The following is a 15,437-nucleotide window of genomic DNA, read 5'->3' as shown; positions in this document are numbered from 1 at the left end:
CTCATCACGGGGCAGGCTCCTGGGCAACGGTGGGGTTGGCGAATTCAGGCTTGAGGCGGCCGTCCGGGCCAAGCAGCCAGGCGTCCATCACCTGGCGCACCACCGGCGCGGCGACGCCGGAGCCGGACTCGCCGTTCTCGACCATCACCGAGACCACGATCTTCGGGTTGTCGGCCGGCGCGAAGCCAACGAACAGGGCGTGGTCGCGGTGGCGCTCTTGCAGCTTGTTGCGGTCGTACTTCTCACCCTGCTTGATCGCTACCACCTGAGCGGTACCACTCTTGCCGGCAATCCGGTACTGAGCGCCGACCGAGGCCTTGCGCGCGGTACCCCGGGCACCGTGCATCACCTGCTCCATGCCGTGGGTGACCTTGTTCCAGTCCGACTTGTCGCGCAGGACGATGTCGTCCATGGGGTTTTCGTCCACCGGCGGCAGGCCCTCGATGGTCTTGGCCAGGTGCGGGCGGTTCCACTTGCCCTTGCTGGCGATCAGCGCGGTGGCCTGGGCCAGCTGCAACGGCGTGGTCTGCATGTAGCCCTGGCCGATCCCGAGAATCAGGGTTTCCCCCGGGAACCAGGCCTGCTTGCGGGTGGCACGCTTCCATTCCCGCGACGGCATCAGCCCCGGCGACTCTTCGAACATGTCCAGCGAGACCTTCTGGCCGATGCCGAAGCGGTTCATGTAGGACGACAGTTTGTCGATGCCCATCTTGTGCGCCAGGTCGTAGAAGTAGGTGTCGTTGGAACGCATGATCGCCGTGTCCAGGTCCACCCAGCCATCACCGCTGCGGTTCCAGTTGCGGTACTTGTGATCGTAATTGGGCAGTTGGTAATAGCCCGGATCGAACACCCGGCTCGATGCGGTGACCACGCCACTGTCCAGGCCGGCAATCGCCACCGCCGGCTTGATCGTCGAGCCTGGCGGATACAAGCCGCGCAACACGCGGTTGAACAGCGGCCGGTCGATCGAGTCGCGCAGCTCGGCGTAGGCCTTGAAGCTGATGCCGGTGACGAACAGGTTGGGGTCGAAGCTCGGCTGGCTGACCATCGCCAGCACTTCGCCGGTGTTCGGATCGAGGGCGACAATGGCGCCGCGACGCCCGCCCAAAGCAGCCTCGGCGGCCTCTTGCAGCTTGATGTCGAGGCTCAGGACGATGTCCTTGCCGGGGATCGGGTCCGTACGCTTGAGCACCCGCAACACGCGGCCCCGGGCGTTGGTCTCGACCTCTTCGTACCCCACCTGGCCGTGCAGTTCCGGCTCGTAGAAGCGCTCGATGCCGGTCTTGCCGATATGGTGGGTGCCGCTGTAGTTGACCGGGTCGAGGGTTTTCAGCTCTTTCTCGTTGATCCGCCCGACATAGCCGACCGAATGCGCGAAGTGCGCACCCTGCGGGTAATGGCGCACCAACTGGGCAACCACTTCCACACCCGGCAGCCGGAACTGGTTCACCGCGATACGGGCGATCTGCTCCTCGGTCAGCTCGAACAGGATCGGCACCGGCTCGAACGGCCTACGCCCCTGGCGCATGCGCTTTTCGAACAGGGTGCGGTCATCCGGGGTCAGTTCCAGCACCTCGACGATCACGTCGAGCACCTGCTGCCAGTTGCCGGAGCGCTCGCGGGTCATGCTCAGGCTGAAACTTGGCCGGTTGTCGGCGACGATCACCCCGTTACGGTCGAAAATCAGCCCGCGAGTCGGCGGAATCGGCTGCACATGCACCCGGTTGTTTTCCGACAGGGTCGAGTGATAGTCGTACTGGATCACCTGCAGGTAATACAGGCGGGCAATCAACACGCAGATCAGCAGGACGATCGCCACTGCACCGACCACGACGCGGCTACGCACCAGGCGGGCGTCTTTCTCGTGATCCTTGAGGCGAATCGGCTGCGACATTGAAAGGGCTTAAGGCTTATTTATGGTAGGGATGCCCGGACAATACGGTCCAGGCGCGGTACAGCTGTTCGCCGATCAGTATCCTTACCAACGGGTGGGGCAGTGTCAGCGGCGACAGCGACCAGCGCTGCTCGGCCCGCGCACAGACTTCCGGCGCCAGCCCTTCGGGGCCGCCAACCATGAAGTTGACCGTACGCGAGTCCAGGCGCCAGCGGTCCAGCTCGACCGCCAGTTGCTCGGTACTCCAGGGCTTGCCATGGACCTCCAGGGTGACAATCCGTTCCCCTGGCTGGACCTTGGCGAGCATGGCCTCACCCTCCTGACGAATCAGACGGGCGACGTCGGCATTCTTGCCCCGGGTATTGAGCGGTATTTCCACCAGCTCCAGCGACAGCTCCGAGGGCAGGCGCTTGGCATATTCATGCCAACCGTCCTCGACCCACTTGGGCATGCGCGAGCCGACCGCGATCAGACGCAGACGCACGAGCTTTCCTTATTCCCGGTCTTTGAGCTTGTCTGAAAAGTCGTGGGTGTTTTCCGGGCTGTGGTGCTTGCCATCGGCAGCGCGGCTCTGCTCGGCGCCCAGCCACAGACGTTCGAGGTCGTAGAACTGACGGGCAGCGGCGGTCATCATGTGGACGATGACGTCGTTGAGGTCGAGCAGCACCCAGTCGCTGTCGCCCTTGCCTTCTTCGCCCAGAGGCTGCACGCCCTTGGCCTTGACCTGTTCGCGAACCTTTTCCAGCATCGCACTGATCTGGCGGTTGGAAGTACCGGTGGCGATGATCATGTAATCGGTCAGGCTGTGCTTTTCGCGCACGTCGATGACCTGGATGTCCTGGGCCTTGACGTCTTCCAGGGCGGACTTGGTCAGTTCGACCAGTTCTTCGGCGCTGACGGCGTTGTGTTTTTGCTTGGTCATATAAAACTCATTCAACTCAATAATGTAAGGCGCTTCTCAGCACCCTCAGTTCGGCGCACGGTAAAGGTTGTGCGCATCGATGTAGGCCAGTACTGCGTCCGGCACCAGAAACCGCACCGACTTGCCGCTGGCCAGCAGCTGTCGGATCTGCGTGGCAGACACCGCAAGCGGTGTCTGCCAGACGAATGCAATATTCCCGGCAGGCCCTTCCAGGGCCTGCGGATCACTGACCGAACGCGCTGCCAGCAAGTTGCGCAAGGCATCCGGCGGCTCGACGTCGGCATCCGGGCGTTGCAGCACCAGGATGTGACAGTGTTGCAGCAATTCTTCCCAACGGTGCCAACTGGGCAGGCCGCAGAACGCGTCCCAGCCCAGCAGCAGAAACAGTTGCTCCGAGGCGGCCATTTCGGCGCGCATCAGTTCCAGCGTTTCAATGGTGTACGACGGCTTGTCGCGGGCAAGCTCGCGGGCATCGACCGACAGCGTTGGCACGCCCTGAACAGCGCACTGGACCATCGCCAGACGGTCCTGTGCCGACACCTGCGGCGTGTCGCGGTGCGGCGGGCGGGCATTGGGCATCAGCCGCAGCTCGTCCAGCGCCAGCACTTCGGCCACCTCCAGCGCACTGCGCAGGTGACCGATATGCACCGGGTCGAATGTCCCGCCGAGCACACCGATGCGCCGGGCGGGCGACATCGTCATGAGGCGGGCGGGCGGCTTGCGCTCGGCCAAGTCAGAGCGACTCCTGTCCGCGCAACTGACCGTCGCCGATCACCACGTATTTCTCACAGGTCAGGCCTTCCAGGCCGACCGGGCCGCGGGCGTGCAGCTTGTCGGTGGAAATCCCGATCTCCGCGCCCAGGCCATACTCGAAACCGTCGGCAAAGCAGGTCGGTGTATTGATCATCACCGAGGACGAATCGACCTCGGCCATGAACTGGCGAGCCTGTGCCTGATGTTCGGTCACGATGGAATCGGTATGGTGCGAGCCATACCGGTTAATGTGTTCAATCGCCTGGTCCAGGCCGTCCACCACACGGATCGACAGAATGGCCGCGAGGTATTCGGTGCTCCAGTCCTGTTCCGTCGCCGGCACCGCCTCGATGATTTTCAGGGTACGCTCGCAACCGCGCAGTTCGACGCCTTTTTCCCGAAATTGGCGGGCCATTTCCGGCAAGAACTCCGCAGCTACCGACTGATCGACCAGCAGGGTTTCCATCGCCCCGCAGATGCCGTAACGGTAGGTCTTGGCGTTGAAGGCGATGCGCCGGGCCTTGTCCAGATCGGCATGCTCGGCCACGTAAACGTGGCAGATACCGTCCAGGTGCTTGATCACCGGCACCCGTGCGTCGCGGCTGATGCGCTCGATCAGACCCTTGCCACCACGAGGCACGATGACATCAACGAATTCCGGCATGCTGATCAGCGCGCCGACCGCTTCGCGATCAGTGGTTTCCACCACTTGCACCACCGCTGCCGGCAAGCCGGCCTCGGCCAGGCCGCGCTGGATGCAGGCGGCAATGGCGCGGTTGGAGTGGATGGCCTCGGAGCCGCCACGCAGGATGGTGGCGTTGCCCGACTTCAGGCACAGGCTGGCGGCGTCGATGGTCACGTTCGGCCGCGACTCGTAGATGATGCCGATCACCCCCAGCGGTACACGCATCTTGCCGACCTGGATACCCGACGGCCGGTAGCTCATGTCGCGGATCGCACCGACCGGGTCCGGCAGGCTGGCCACCTGACGCAGGCCGACGATCATGCTGTCGATGCGCGCCGGGGTCAGCGCCAGACGCTCGAGCATGGCCGGTTCCAGGCCATTGGCACGGCCAGCGGCCAGGTCCAGCTCATTGGCGGCGGTCAGCTCGGCGCGGGCAGCATCCAGGGCGTTGGCGGCAGCTTGCAGGGCGCGGTTCTTCTGCGCAGTGCTGGCACGGCCGATCACGCGGGAAGCCGCGCGGGCAGCGCGCCCCAGGCGGGTCATGTAGTCAAGAACGGACTCAGTCATGGGCTCAGTGGTCTTGGCGAAGGGGAAAATCGGATGATTATAGCTGTCGTGCGGCCCCACGCCCAGCGGTGACAGGCGGATGGTCGAAAAGAGTGCCGCGCCCACAGGATTGACGGTGCTCTCAGGGTTGTTGCAAGACGTGTGGGAGCTGGCTTGCCAGCGCTGAAGCCGCCCACAGACAGTTGCTCCAACAGTGCACTTCGGCCATTCAGGGTTGGTTAAGACAGAAATTGCTATCATCGCCCACCTGTCCACCCGCGAACCCGCCAACATGCCCGACTCCGCCCCCTGCCCGCTCCAGGCCCTGCCCGACAGTTTCTTCGATCGCGACGCCGAAGAACTGGCCAAGGCCCTGCTGGGCAAGGTCATCCGTCATCGCCACGGCCCGTACTGGCTGGCGGCACGGATCATCGAGACCGAGGCCTACTACCTCACCGACAAGGGCAGCCACGCCTCCCTCGGCTACACGGAAAAGCGCCGGGCGCTGTTCCTCGATGGCGGGCACATCTACATGTACTACGCCCGCGGCGGCGACTCGCTGAACTTCAGCGCCCACGGCCCGGGCAATGCGGTGCTGATCAAGTCGGCCTACCCCTTCGTCGACGCCCTTTCGGACGACAACAGCCTGGCGCAAATGCAACGCAACAACCCCGACGCCAACGGCCAGGCGCGCCCGCCCGAACGCTTGTGCGCCGGCCAGACCCTGCTGTGCAAAGCCCTGGGCCTGAAAGTGCCGCACTGGGACGGCAAACGCTTCGATGCCGAACAGCTGTTTGTCGAAGACTGCGGTATCAACGTGAAACAGATTATCCAGACCACCCGCTTGGGAATTCCCCACGGCCGCGATGAACACCTGCCCTACCGTTTCGTCGATGCCAGCTTCGCCCGCCATTGCACACGGAACCCGCTGCGCCGGGGCCAAGTCGAAGGCCGGGACTACTTTTTACTGACACAAGGAAACTGACACGATGGGCCCATGGCTCGACAGCCTGACCACCTGGCTCAGCGCCAACCCGCAGTGGCTGGGTTTGGCCATTTTTCTGGTGGCCTGCGTGGAATGCCTGGCAATTGCCGGGATTATTGTCCCCGGCACCATCCTGCTGTTCGCCGTCGCCGTACTGGCCGGCAGCGGCGCCCTGAGCCTGGGCGAAACCCTGCTGCTGGGCTTTGCCGGCGGCCTGCTGGGTGATGCGATCTCCTACACCCTGGGCCGACGCTTTCACCAGAACATCCGCCGCTTGCCCCTGCTACGCCATCATCCGGAATGGATCGGCAGCGCCGAGACCTACTTCCAGCGCTACGGCATCGCCAGCCTGCTGGTGGGGCGCTTCATCGGCCCGCTGCGGCCGATGCTGCCCATGGTCGCCGGCATGTTCGACATGCCGCTGCCGCGCTTTATTGCGGTAAGCCTGATTGCCGGTGCCGGCTGGGCAGTGGCTTACCTGCTACCAGGCTGGGCTACTGGCGCGGCCATGCGCCTGCCATTGCCGGAAGGGTTCTGGCCGCAAGCCGGGGTTGTCGGCGGCGGCCTGGCAGTGTTGATCGGCCTGAGCATCAACAGCAGCCTGCGCAGCATGCGCCGCGGCACCCGGCTGATTGCCGGGATGAGCCTGCTGGCCCTGACCGGGCTGTTTTTCGGCTGGCCGTACCTGACCCAGTTCGACCAGGGCCTGATGACCCTGATCCAGGAAAACCGCAGTCGCGCCATCGACGGTACGGTGGTGCTGATCACCCGCCTCGGCGATTTCCGTACCCAGTTCTTCCTCGGCGGCCTGCTCACTGGCCTGTTGCTGCTGGCCCGCCAGTGGCGCCCGGCGATTTTCGCCGGCAGCACCCTGATCGGCACGGCCCTGGCCAACGGCAGCCTCAAATGGCTGTTTGCTCGGGCGCGCCCGCAAGTACTGACCGATCCGCTGACCACCTACAGCATGCCCAGCGGCCACAGCTCGGCGTCGTTTGCGTTCTTTCTGGTGCTGGCGGTACTGGCCGGACGCGGACAACCGCCGCGCATGCGCCTGACCTGGATTCTGCTGGGTTGCATCCCGGCGCTGTCGATCGCGCTGTCGCGGGTGTACCTGGGGGCGCACTGGCCGACCGACATCCTCGCCGGCGCCATGCTCGCCTGCTGCGTGTGCGCCACCAGCCTGACCCTGACCCAGAATCGCCAGCCGCTCACGGCCTTGCCGCTACGGGTGTGGTGGCTGATCCTGCCGGCCTGCGTCGCCCTGCTGGCGTTTTTCGCCTTGCACTCGCTGCCTCACGCCCTGCTGCGCTACCAGTACTGAGACTCAGGCAAACAGCTCGCCCTGCAGCCGATCGAGCAGCGCCTGGATAGCCTCCAGGCGCTTGCGCGGTGAGTCGAGGGCCAGCAAGTCGAGCTTGTCTTCTTCGACGAAAGGCAGCAAGTAGGCCAACTGATTGGCCAGCGCCTGCTGGCCGGTCACCGCTACCGGCATGCCCAAGGCCTCGACCATCGGGTGCTCACCCAGCGCCTGCAGCAGCGCCAGCAAGTCGTGATGGTCATCTTCCAGCGGCTCATCGGCAAGCTCCGGCAACCAGGACACATCGGCGACCAGCAACTGGTCTTTCTGCACCTCGAACGGCCCGACGCGAAAGCGCCGGGTGCCCTCGACACGAATCCCGAGCAGGCCGTTGTCCTGCTGCTGAAAGTCGCGAATCAGTGCCTCGCAGCCAATCTGCGAGAAGCCTGTTGGCGCAGCGCCGACCTGCTCGCCTTCAAGGAGGCATACCACGCCAAAACCACCGCCCTGCTTCATGATGCGGCCGATCATGTCCAGGTAGCGCGCCTCGAAGATCTGCAAATCGAGAAAGCAGCCAGGAAACAGCACGGTATTGAGCGGAAACAGGGGTAACGTCATTGCAATTCCTCAAGCAACCAGGCTGACCGCCAGGGGCAGGAACACCGCTGTGGCAACCCCCATCAGGCTCATCGCCAGGGCCGCGAAGGCCCCGCATTCTTCACTTTCCTGCAGCGCCACCGAGGTACCCACCGCATGCGCGGTGACGCCCAGGGCCATGCCACGCGCCTCCGGGCTGTGAACACCGCAACGCGAGAGCAGCGCGGGGCCGAAAATCGCCCCGATCACCCCGGTGATCAACACGAACACCGCCGCCAGCGCCGCCACGCCGCCAATCTGTTCAGCCACCAGCATGGCAATTGGCGAGGTCACCGACTTGGGCGCCATGGTCATCAGGATCATGTGTTCGGCGCCGAACCACCCGCCCAGCAACAGGCAGGCACCCGTGGCGAATACCCCTCCGATTACCAGCGTAGTAAAGGTCGGCCAGAACAGCTGGCGAATGCGCCGCAGATTAAGGTAGAGCGGCACCGCCAACGCCACGGTCGCCGGGCCCAGGAGGATATTCATGATCTCGGTGCTTTTACGGTACTCGCTGTAGGTCAGGCCACAAGTGAGCAGTACGCCAATCACCACCAGCATCGACACCAGCACCGGCTGCAGGAAGATCCAGCGGGTTTTCTCGTAGGCCGCCAGCACCAGTTGATAGGCACCCAGGGTAATGCCGATGCCGAACAGCGGATGGTGTATCACGGCATCGACAGCACCACTCCAGTCCAGGCTCATGGCTGTTCCTCCTGGTTGTCTTGACGGGCCATCAGCTTGTGCATCAACACGCCGACAAACACCAGGGTGAGCAGCGCCGACAGCACCAGCGCGCCGACGATGGCCCAGAAGTCCGCGGCAATGTCCGCGGCATAGACCATCACCCCCACCGCCGGCGGCACCAGCAACAGTGGCAGGTAACGCAGCAGGCTGTTGGCCGCCTCGCTCAGGGGCGCACCGACTTCACCTCGCAGCATCAGGTACACCAGCAGCAACAGCAGGCCGATAATCGGCCCCGGAAGGATCGGCACGAACAGGTGGTTGATCGCCGTCCCGAGCAACTGGAACAACACCAGCCAGGTCAAACCACGCAACAGCATAAGCATCTCCTTGAAGCCTGGCGGCCATTATAAGCACGCTAACGACCGGGCTATAAGCCGATCTTGGCCGACTTGACCATACCCGGCAGGCGTGCTGATCTTAGACTTTCGAATCTGCCGAAGTGATAAGAAAACCAAAGACAATCTGGAGAGTCACAATGCCCTATGTACCTGTTGCAGAGCTTTCGCAGTACGTTGGAAAGGAACTGGGATGTTCCGAATGGCTGACCATCGATCAACAGCGCATCAACCTCTTCGCCGAGGCAACCGGCGACTTTCAGTTCATCCATGTCGACCCGATCAAGGCGGCAAAAACGCCATTTGGCAGCACCATCGCTCACGGTTTTCTCACCCTGTCGCTGATCCCCAAGTTGATGGAGAACATCCTGGTCTTGCCTGAAGGCCTGAAGATGGTCGTCAACTATGGCCTGGACAGCGTGCGCTTCATCCAGCCGGTGAAGGTCGACAGCAAGGTGCGGCTCAAGGTCGACCTGGCCGACGCCACCGAGAAAAAACCCGGGCAATGGCTGCTCAAGGTCACCGCCACCCTGGAAATCGAAGGCCAGGAAAAACCCGCCTACATTGCCGAACCGCTGTCGCTCTGCTTCGTCTGAGCCTGGCACTGGGTGAAACCGTCCTCGCGACTGTTTCACCCGCCGCATTCTGCGGCATACTCGGGGCCTCACTCGTCCGGACCCCGCCATGCGCCCACTCGTTCCTCTTGCCCTGACCCTGCTACTGGCCGCTTGCGGTGACGGCGAACCGTTGTCGCCCCCTGATGCGCGCCTGCCCGATGGCGGCCGCTATCGTGGCGAAGTGGTCGACGGTCTGCTGCAAGGCGCCGGGCGCATCGACTACCCCAATGGCAGCTGGTACCAAGGCAACTTCCTCAACGGCCAGTGGCATGGCCAGGGTGAATGGCACGGTAGCAATGGCGAGGTTTACCGTGGCCAGTTCCAGCAGGGCCTGTTCCACGGCCTGGGCACCCTGAAGACGCCAGGCAGCAGCTACACCGGCGGCTTCAAGCTCGGCCGCCGCGACGGCGAAGGCACGCTGAAAGAGCCCGGCCTGCTTTACCGTGGCCAGTTCAAGGACGACCAGTACAACGGTGCCGGCCATCTCGAACTGGCTGACGGCAGCCAGTACCAGGGCCTGTTCGCCCGCGGCAAACCCAATGGCGAAGGCATCCGCAGCGATGCCAGCGGTAACCAGTTCAGCGGCCATTTCGTCAATGGCCAGCTCGAAGGCAGCGGCACCTTCAACAGCGCTGACGGCGATCAGTACATCGGCGCTTTTCATGACAATCGCCTGGAAGGCCGTGGCCGCTACGAAAACGCCGACGGTGACGTATGGATCGGCCAGTTCAAAGATGGCTCGCTCAGCGGCAAAGGCGAGCTGATCGGCAGCGACGACAGCCACTACAAGGGCAATTTTCGCGACTGGCGCTTTTCCGGTAACGGGCGCCTGCGACTGGCGGACGGCAGCGTGTATGTCGGCGGCTTCGAGAACGATACCTACCAGGGCAATGGCCGCCTGACCCTGGTCGATGGGCGCAGTGAAAGCGGCCTGTGGCTCAACGGCCAACGCGTGCGCGATGAGCATGGCAAGCTGCTGCCCGACCCACTGGAGCTGGCGCTGCTGAACCAGGGCAGCCTGCTCGACCAGGCCCTGGCGAAAGTACCGGCCTCGACCCCAGAAATCGAACTGTACAGCCTGGCCCTCGGCGGCGATGGCAAGCAAAGCGTGTTCCTGCGCGAGGCCGACTACGTCAGCAACATGCTCAAGAGCCGCTTTGGCGCGATCGGCCAGGTCAGCCTGGTCAACCACCGCGACCACCTCGCTGACCGGCCCATGGCCACCCGCGAGAATCTCGCCCGCGCCGTGCGCACCCTGGCAGAACGCAGCGGGCCGGAAGACCTTGTGTTCATCTACCTGACCAGCCACGGCAGCCACGAACACGAGCTGGTACTCGACCAGCCGCGTCTGCAACTGGCCGACCTGCCCGCCGACGCCCTGGCCGCAACCCTGGCGCCGCTGAAAGACCGCGACAAGATCATTGTCATCTCGGCCTGTTACTCGGGTGGGTATATTGCCCCGCTGAAGGACGAAAAAACCCTGATCATGACCGCCTCGCGCGCCGACCGCGTGTCGTTCGGCTGCTCGGAAGAGGCCGATTTCACGTATTTCGGTGACGCCCTGTTCGCCCAGGCCCTGAATCAGACCGATGATCTGCAGCAGGCCTTTGACCGGGCCAGGACCGCCGTTTCGGAACGCGAGTCGATCGAAGGCTTTGATGCCTCCGAGCCGCAGATCTGGGCCCCCAAGGCAGTCCTTGAACACTGGCAGCGACTGCGCCAGCAGCAAGCTCGCAAGGCGTTGCAAAGTGACGCGGGCATATCAGGCGAGCATGCAAAAAATGCGAGCAACCACTAAGCTGACTGTATCAAGGGAGAGACATCATGTACTTGACGCCTCAGCACATCCTGCTTGCCGGAGCCACCGGTCTTACCGGTGAACATTTACTTGATCGGCTGCTCAACGAGCCTACCGTCAGCCGCGTACTAGCCCCAACCCGTCGCCCTCTGGCCGAACACCCGCACCTGGAGAACCCGGTGGGTGATCCGGCGGTGTTCCTCCCTCAACTGGCGGGTCGCGTCGACATCGCCTTCTGCTGCCTGGGTACCACCATCAAGCAGGCCGGATCGGAACAGGCCTTTCGTGCGGTCGACCTGGACATGGTCGTCGCCTTCGGCAAACGCGCCCGGGAGATGGGCGCGCGGCATTTGCTGGTGGTCAGCGCCCTGGGCGCCGACCGCAGATCGCCGATCTTCTACAACCGGGTCAAAGGCGAAATGGAGGCCGCATTGAAGGCGCAGGACTGGCCGCAGTTGACCATTGCCCGACCGTCGCTGCTGCTGGGCGATCGCATCGAACCGCGCCTGTCAGAAAGGTTGGCCGGGCCGCTGTCGAAGCTGATTCCAGGCAAGTACCGGGGCATCGAGGCCTGCCAACTGGCCAGGGCGCTGTGGCGTTTGGCGCTGGAAGAGCAGGACGGGATTCGGATTGTCGAGTCGGATGAATTGCGCCGGTTGGGCAAGTAGCAATCGCGGGGCAAGCCCGCTCCCACAGTTGATCGCTGTAGGAGCGGGCTTGACCCGCGATGAGACCAGAGGCTACAACCCGCCCGTCGCCTGAAAGCCAATTCCCAGCGCGGTCAACACCGACAGCGGCAGCAGCAAGGTATCGAGCAAGGCGCTGCCCGGCAGATCCAGCCCTGGGTACTTCGGCGCTTCGGCGCCAAAGCGGTCCATGGCGCAACAGCCACCCTTCAGGGCGTACAAGTCCAGGCGCGTTCCGGCATAAACCACCGGCGCTCCCGGCTTGGCCGCATCCAGGGTACGCACACTGGCGCAACCATTAGCCATCAAGCACAGCAGCACCACGCCAAGCTGACGCTTCATTCATCCGCGCCAAAATGATGCTCACCCCAACGCGGCAGCATGTCCTGGGGAATGTTCAGCACGTTGAGGATCCGTGCGACGACAAAGTCGATCAGGTCATCGATGGTCTGTGGCTGATGATAAAAGCCCGGTGCCGCCGGCAGGATCACTGCGCCCATGTTCGACAGCTTGAGCATGTTCTCCAGGTGGATGGTCGAGAATGGAGCCTCGCGCGGCACCAGGACCAACTGACGACGCTCCTTCAAGGTGACATCCGCAGCCCGCTCGATCAGGTTGTTGCAGGCGCCGGTGGCGATCGCCGACAGGGTGCCGGTAGAACACGGCACCACCACCATCGCCGCTGGCGCGCCGGAGCCCGAGGCTACCGGGGACATCCAGTCTTCCTTGCCATACACGCGGATCTGCCCGGCGGCAGCGCCGGTGTACTCGGTGAGGAAGGCTTGCATGGCTTGCGGCTTGGCCGGCAACAACACATCAGTCTCGGTGGCCATGACCAGTTGCGCGGCCTTGGAGATCAGAAAATGCACCTCGCGGTCTTCGCGCACCAGGCAATCGAGCAGGCGCAGCCCATACTGCGCCCCCGAAGCCCCGGTCATGGCCAGCGTGATGCGTTCCGGCCCGCTCATTTCAGCGCCTCGGCCAGCTTGCCGTGCAGGCCGCCAAAGCCGCCGTTGCTCATGATCACCACCTGGGTGCCGGGCTTGGCCTGGCTCTTGACCCGTTCGATGATCGCCTCAAGGCTGTCGGCGACCACGGCCGGCACCTTGCATTCGGCAGCGGTGGCGGCCAGGTCCCACCCCAGGTTCGGCGGTGCATACCAGATCACCTGGTCGGCATCGTTGACGCTTTCCGGCAAGCCATCGCGGTGGGCACCGAGCTTCATCGAGTTGGAGCGCGGTTCGATCACGGCGATCAGCGGCGCATCGCCGATGCGCTTGCGCAGGCCGTCGAGGGTGGTGGCGATAGCCGTTGGGTGGTGGGCGAAATCGTCATAGATGGTCACGCCCTGCACTTCAGCGACCTTTTCCATCCGGCGTTTAACGCTTTTGAACGCACTCAGCGCGGCAATACCCATGGCCGGCACCACGCCGACATGGCGAGCAGCGGCCAGGGTGGCCAGCGCGTTGGCGACGTTGTGCTGACCGGTCAGCTCCCACTCGACCACGCCTTGAGTTTCGCCCTCGAAGCTGACTTCGAAACGCGAACCATCGGCGCTGAGCAGTTTGACCTGCCACTGCCCGCCTTCACCGGTGGTTTGTACCGGGGTCCAGCAGCCCATCTTGATCACCCGCTCCAGTGCCGGCTCGGTGGTGGGATGAATCACCAGGCCTTCGCTCGGTATGGTGCGCACCAAATGGTGGAACTGCCGCTCGATGGCTGCCAGGTCGGGGAAGATGTCCGCGTGATCGAACTCAAGGTTATTGAGGATTGCAGTGCGCGGACGGTAATGAACGAACTTGGAGCGCTTGTCGAAAAAGGCGCTGTCGTACTCATCGGCCTCGACCACGAAGAACGGCGTACCGCCCAGACGTGCCGACACCGAGAAGTTCTGCGGCACGCCGCCGATCAAGAAACCCGGGCTCATGCCGGCATGCTCCAGCACCCAGGCGAGCATGCTGCTGGTGGTGGTCTTGCCATGGGTACCGGCAACCGCCAGCACCCAGCGGCCTTGCAGCACATGGTCAGCCAGCCACTGTGGCCCCGACACATAGGGCAGGCCTTTGTTCAGTACGTATTCCACTGCCGGGTTGCCCCTCGACAGGGCATTGCCGATCACCACCAGATCCGGCGCCGGGTCCAGCTGGGCGGCGTCATAGCCCTGGGTCAGTTCGATTCCCTGGGCTTGGAGCTGAGTGCTCATCGGTGGGTAGACGTTGGCATCGGAGCCGGTGACCCGATGGCCCAGCTCCTTGGCCAGCACGGCCAGCGAACCCATGAAAGTGCCGCAAATACCGAGAATATGAATGTGCATGATCGACCTCGCAAAACGTCGAGGCAGGGTAGCCTAGGGCGCGACAAATCGCATCCTGTGTTTCGCTCAAGCGTCTCGGGCGATGCCGTGTTTGCGAAGTTTTCGATACAAGGTATTGCGGCTGACCCCCAACTGCGCCGCGACATGGGTCATGTGCCAGCGGTGTTTTTCGAGCGTGACCAGCAAGGCGCTGCGTTCGGCGTCCTCCAAAGGAGACTCGCCTTCCCCCTGCCGGAGCGGGCTTGCACCGCAAAGGGGTGGCTCAGACAGACCGCTATTGCGGGGCACGTCGGGTAACCGCACCGCCGCTCCTACAATAGTGGCTGGCAGCTCGGATTGGCGGATACAGCCGTCATCACACAGCGCCACCAGGGTACGCAAGACGTTGCGCAACTGGCGCACGTTGCCCGGCCAGGCGAAGTCGAGCAACGCCCTGCGCGCCGCAGGTTCCAGGCTCACCGATTGCTCGCCGGCCTCTTCAGCCAGGATGAAGTCCAGCAGTTGCGACTTGTCACTGCGCTCGCGCAAGGCCGGCAGCTCGATCTCAAGCCCGTTGAGCCGGTAATAAAGGTCCTCGCGAAAGCTGCCATCCTCGACCCGCTCCAGCAGGTTGCGGTGGGTGGCGCTGATGATGCGCACGTTGACCGCCTGCGGCTCGCCGCCGATCGGCACCACCATGCGGTCTTCCAGGACACGCAGCAAGCGGGTTTGCAGGGCCAGGGGCATGTCGCCGATCTCGTCCAGCAACAACGTGCCACCATCGGCTTGCTGCAACTTGCCGCGCATGCCTTCCTTGCGCGCCCCGGTAAAACTGCCACCACGATAGCCGAACAGCTCGCTCTCGATCAGGCTCTCAGGGATCGATGCGCAGTTAAGGGCGACAAACGCCTTGCCGCTGCGCTGGCTGGCCAAGTGCACGGCCTTGGCGAAAGCTTCCTTGCCGCAGCCGGTCTCGCCATTGAGCAGCAGCGGCACATCGCGCTCGAACACCCGTACCGCACGGCGAAAATCGTTCTGCAGGGCCGGGTCGACCAGGCAGATACCCGCGGCTTTCTCGGTTTTGACTGGCGTCGCAAGCGGCGCCAGCGCAGGCAGCATCGACCGCACCTGGCCACGCAAACTGGCGAACAGCAAGCGCCCATCGCGGGTGCGCAGCGGCCAGCTGGTGCTGGCCTGGGCGGTGGCACGGCTGAGCAGCTCGCTCTGGGAGCAATCGAAG

17 protein-coding genes are annotated in these 15,437 nt (G+C 63.7%); 5 read left to right on the top strand and 12 right to left on the bottom strand.

Going from position 1 to position 15,437, the window contains the following annotated elements; genetic code table 11:
* Window positions 1–4: 4 nt before the first annotated feature.
* From mrdA to UW3_RS0112840, 5 genes are read right to left on the bottom strand one after another with little or no spacing between them, the layout of a single operon-like run.
* On the bottom strand, window positions 5–1,894 hold the full coding sequence (gene mrdA, locus UW3_RS0112860; RefSeq protein WP_010222896.1) for a penicillin-binding protein 2: 1,890 nt from the start codon (window positions 1,892–1,894) through the stop codon (window positions 5–7).
* A 16-nt stretch (window positions 1,895–1,910) separates the two neighbouring features.
* Window positions 1,911–2,378 (bottom strand): 23S rRNA (pseudouridine(1915)-N(3))-methyltransferase RlmH, encoded by a 468-nt coding sequence (rlmH, locus tag UW3_RS0112855; RefSeq protein WP_010222895.1) that lies wholly within the window; start codon window positions 2,376–2,378, stop codon window positions 1,911–1,913.
* Between the two features lie 9 nt (window positions 2,379–2,387).
* Window positions 2,388–2,816, bottom strand: a complete 429-nt coding sequence (rsfS, locus tag UW3_RS0112850) for a ribosome silencing factor (protein WP_010222894.1) — start codon at window positions 2,814–2,816, stop codon at window positions 2,388–2,390.
* A gap of 45 nt (window positions 2,817–2,861) precedes the next feature.
* Window positions 2,862–3,518: a nicotinate-nucleotide adenylyltransferase gene (gene nadD / locus UW3_RS0112845; RefSeq protein WP_026001306.1), complete on the bottom strand. Its 657-nt coding sequence runs from the start codon at window positions 3,516–3,518 to the stop codon at window positions 2,862–2,864.
* Between the two features lie 31 nt (window positions 3,519–3,549).
* Window positions 3,550–4,821 (bottom strand): glutamate-5-semialdehyde dehydrogenase, encoded by a 1,272-nt coding sequence (locus UW3_RS0112840; RefSeq protein ID WP_010222892.1) that lies wholly within the window; start codon window positions 4,819–4,821, stop codon window positions 3,550–3,552.
* Window positions 4,822–5,092: 271 nt separating this feature from the next.
* Between UW3_RS0112840 and UW3_RS0112835 the strand changes: the two genes are divergently transcribed.
* Window positions 5,093–5,785 (top strand): DNA-3-methyladenine glycosylase, encoded by a 693-nt coding sequence (locus tag UW3_RS0112835; protein ID WP_026001305.1) that lies wholly within the window; start codon window positions 5,093–5,095, stop codon window positions 5,783–5,785.
* Between the two features lie 4 nt (window positions 5,786–5,789).
* Window positions 5,790–7,106: a bifunctional DedA family/phosphatase PAP2 family protein gene (locus UW3_RS0112830; RefSeq protein WP_010222890.1), complete on the top strand. Its 1,317-nt coding sequence runs from the start codon at window positions 5,790–5,792 to the stop codon at window positions 7,104–7,106.
* A gap of 3 nt (window positions 7,107–7,109) precedes the next feature.
* On the opposite strand, the gene UW3_RS0112825 is transcribed toward UW3_RS0112830, so the two are convergent.
* Genes UW3_RS0112825 through UW3_RS0112815 form a run of 3 tightly spaced genes read right to left on the bottom strand, consistent with a single transcriptional unit; the run spans window position 7,110 to window position 8,785 of the window.
* On the bottom strand, window positions 7,110–7,700 hold the full coding sequence (locus tag UW3_RS0112825; RefSeq protein WP_010222889.1) for an LON peptidase substrate-binding domain-containing protein: 591 nt from the start codon (window positions 7,698–7,700) through the stop codon (window positions 7,110–7,112).
* Between the two features lie 9 nt (window positions 7,701–7,709).
* Window positions 7,710–8,426: an LrgB family protein gene (locus tag UW3_RS0112820; protein ID WP_010222888.1), complete on the bottom strand. Its 717-nt coding sequence runs from the start codon at window positions 8,424–8,426 to the stop codon at window positions 7,710–7,712.
* A complete protein-coding gene (locus tag UW3_RS0112815; protein WP_010222887.1) occupies window positions 8,423–8,785 on the bottom strand; it encodes a CidA/LrgA family protein in 363 nt (120 codons plus the stop codon). The genes UW3_RS0112820 and UW3_RS0112815 overlap by 4 nt, the downstream gene beginning before the upstream one ends.
* Window positions 8,786–8,943: 158 nt before the next feature.
* Between UW3_RS0112815 and UW3_RS0112810 the strand changes: the two genes are divergently transcribed.
* The 3 genes from UW3_RS0112810 (at window position 8,944) to UW3_RS0112800 (ending at window position 11,886) form a co-directional block, all read left to right on the top strand.
* Window positions 8,944–9,399: a MaoC family dehydratase gene (locus UW3_RS0112810; RefSeq protein WP_010222886.1), complete on the top strand. Its 456-nt coding sequence runs from the start codon at window positions 8,944–8,946 to the stop codon at window positions 9,397–9,399.
* Between the two features lie 88 nt (window positions 9,400–9,487).
* Window positions 9,488–11,218, top strand: a complete 1,731-nt coding sequence (locus UW3_RS0112805; protein WP_010222885.1) for a C13 family peptidase — start codon at window positions 9,488–9,490, stop codon at window positions 11,216–11,218.
* A 26-nt stretch (window positions 11,219–11,244) separates the two neighbouring features.
* Complete coding sequence (locus tag UW3_RS0112800; protein ID WP_010222884.1) at window positions 11,245–11,886, top strand: oxidoreductase; 642 nt, start codon at window positions 11,245–11,247, stop codon at window positions 11,884–11,886.
* Between the two features lie 72 nt (window positions 11,887–11,958).
* Here UW3_RS0112800 and UW3_RS0112795 read toward each other — a convergent pair whose 3' ends face one another.
* The 4 genes from UW3_RS0112795 to UW3_RS29515 all read right to left on the bottom strand — a co-directional run.
* On the bottom strand, window positions 11,959–12,246 hold the full coding sequence (locus UW3_RS0112795) for a YceK/YidQ family lipoprotein (protein ID WP_010222883.1): 288 nt from the start codon (window positions 12,244–12,246) through the stop codon (window positions 11,959–11,961).
* Window positions 12,243–12,872 (bottom strand): flavin prenyltransferase UbiX, encoded by a 630-nt coding sequence (gene ubiX / locus UW3_RS0112790; RefSeq protein ID WP_010222882.1) that lies wholly within the window; start codon window positions 12,870–12,872, stop codon window positions 12,243–12,245. The genes UW3_RS0112795 and ubiX overlap by 4 nt, the downstream gene beginning before the upstream one ends.
* Window positions 12,869–14,218, bottom strand: a complete 1,350-nt coding sequence (gene mpl, locus UW3_RS0112785) for a UDP-N-acetylmuramate:L-alanyl-gamma-D-glutamyl-meso-diaminopimelate ligase (RefSeq protein ID WP_010222881.1) — start codon at window positions 14,216–14,218, stop codon at window positions 12,869–12,871. The genes ubiX and mpl overlap by 4 nt, the downstream gene beginning before the upstream one ends.
* Before the next feature lie 66 nt (window positions 14,219–14,284).
* Window positions 14,285–15,437 (bottom strand): sigma-54-dependent Fis family transcriptional regulator (locus tag UW3_RS29515; RefSeq protein WP_010222880.1); only part of this gene is annotated, 1,153 nt, incomplete at its 5' end.

Origin of the sequence: Pseudomonas donghuensis (assembly GCF_000259195.1) — a bacterium.
Classification (GTDB): Bacteria; Pseudomonadota; Gammaproteobacteria; order Pseudomonadales; family Pseudomonadaceae; genus Aquipseudomonas; species Aquipseudomonas donghuensis.
Note: the sequence above shows the minus strand (reverse complement) of the source record. Positions and strands in the feature narration are given on the sequence as shown.